At 77.0% G+C, this 1,176-nt stretch carries 2 protein-coding genes; both read right to left on the minus strand.

The window, feature by feature from the left end; all coding sequences use genetic code 11:
- Positions 1 to 645 (minus strand): ABC transporter domain-containing protein (locus AC1DUQ_RS21855; protein WP_477074651.1); only part of this gene is annotated, 645 nt, incomplete at its 3' end.
- Positions 642 to 1,176: ATP-binding cassette domain-containing protein (locus AC1DUQ_RS21860; RefSeq protein ID WP_477074652.1), on the minus strand; the 535-nt coding region annotated here is incomplete at its 5' end. The genes AC1DUQ_RS21860 and AC1DUQ_RS21855, both read right to left, overlap by 4 nt.

The following is a 1,176-nucleotide window of genomic DNA, read 5'->3' on the forward strand; positions in this document are numbered from 1 at the left end:
CCCGGCGACCCGCAGCGGACCCGTGTCGTCGAGCAGGCCCAGCGCGGTGGCGGTCATGTCCGCGCGGCTCTGCAGCGCGAGGTCCTCGGTGGTGCGTGCGGCGCGTGCCGCGATCAGGGGCGCCGCGACCCCGGCGAGCAGGAGACAGCCGGCGAGCGCCAGCCCGGCGGGCGGCCAGAACGCGCACATCGCGAGGACGGTGCCCGCACCGAGCAGCGTGGCCACCCCGGCCGGGAGCAGGCCGCGGACGACGACGTCGCCGACCGTGTCGACGTCCGCACCGACGCGAGCCAGCAGGTCACCGCGCCGCAGCCGCAGCAGGGTGTCGGGCCGGGCCACCGCGAGGCGCTGGTACAGCGTGGTGCGCAGCTCGGTCATGCCGCGCAGGGCGAGGTCGTGGGACACCAGGCGCTCGAGGTACCGCAGCACCCCGCGCCCGATGCCGAACGCCCGGACCGCCACGGTGGCCACCGACAGCTGGAGGACGGGCGGCATCTGCGAGGCGCGCGCGATCAACCAGGCGGACACGGCGGCCAGCGCGACCCCGCACCCGAGCGCGAGCGTCCCCAGCAGCAGTGCGAGAGCGAGGCGCCGGGGATCGATGTCCAGGAGCCGGATCGCCCGTCGGAGCGTCCCGCGCGTCATGCGAGGACCTCCGCGCTCGAGCGCACCGGGACGACGTCGTCGGCGGCCGCGACCAGCGAGAGCCGGTGCGCCACCAGCAGCACGGTCCGGCCCGCGTCCCGCAGCGCCCGCACGGTGTCGAGCACCACCTGCTCGCCGGCCGCGTCCAGGTGGGCGGTGGGCTCGTCGAGGACGACGAGCGGGGTCGGCGACAGCAGGGTGCGGGTGAGGGCGACGCGCTGCCGCTGGCCGAGGCTGAGGCCCTCGCCACCGCGGCCGAGCGGCGTCGCCCAGCCGAGAGGCAGATCCGCGAGCACGGCGTCGAGGCCGGTGAGCGCAGCCGCGCTCGTACGCGAGGCCTCGTCGCCTCCCACCAGCTGCGCGATCGTCCCGGGTTCGAGCACGGGCCGCTGGGGGAGCCACGTGACCTGCGCCCACAGCGTGGCCGGGTCGACGTCCGCCAGGTCCACGCCGTCGATCGTGGCGCGGCCGGCGTCGGGTCGCAGCAGCCCGAGGGCGACCTCCAGCGCGGTCGTCTTGCCGACCCCGCTC

It is taken from the genome of Cellulomonas sp. P4_B5_2 (assembly GCF_056402235.1).